The sequence below is a fragment of the Bradyrhizobium sp. PRIMUS42 genome, from assembly GCF_023006515.1.
Lineage (GTDB): Bacteria > Pseudomonadota > Alphaproteobacteria > Rhizobiales > Xanthobacteraceae > Bradyrhizobium.
The window spans coordinates 1-621 of record NZ_JALBGZ010001458.1; the positions used below are offsets into that span (position 1 = coordinate 1).

The window sequence follows — 621 nt, forward strand, 5'->3', positions numbered from 1 at the left end:
CGCGCCGGCGAAGCCGGGCGTGGCTTTGCCGTGGTTGCGAGCGAAGTGAAGTCGCTGGCGAGCCAGACCGCGAAGGCCACCGACGAGATCTCCTCGCACATCACGGGCATGCAGGGCGCCACGGCCGAATCGGTTGCAGCGATCAAGGAGATCGGCGCCACCATCGGCCAGATTTCGTCGATCTCGACCTCGATCGCGAGCGCCGTCGAGCAGCAGGGCGCGGCAACCCAGGAAATCGCGCGCAGCGTCCAGACCGTCGCGCAGGGCACCCAGACCGCGGCCACCGATATCGGCGAGGTCAACCGCGGCGCCGCCGAGACCGGCTCGGCCTCGGAGGAGGTGCTGCATTCGGCCAGGACGCTGTCGTCCGAAAGCACCCGCCTGCGCGCCGAGCTCGACCGCTTCATGGGGAATATCCGGGCGGCGTAAGGTCGCTGCGCCACCCTCTGCTGTCGTCCCGGGGCGCGAAGCGAACCCGGGACCCATAACCACAGGGAGCGGTTATGGAGCAAGCCGGCAACTCCGAGTCGTCGCCAAACTTCTCCCGGTGGCTATCGCGACGAGCGCAAGCGCTCGCGCGGGGGGCCCGATCTGCGCTTCGCTTGTCGGGGACGACAGCGG

Annotated in this window: 1 protein-coding gene; it reads left to right on the forward strand. The window is 69.2% G+C overall.

Annotated features, from left to right (window positions below; translation table 11 throughout):
• Positions 1-429: methyl-accepting chemotaxis protein (locus MOV75_RS41055; RefSeq protein ID WP_247008568.1), on the forward strand; the 429-nt coding region annotated here is incomplete at its 5' end.
• Positions 430-621 lie beyond the last annotated feature (192 nt).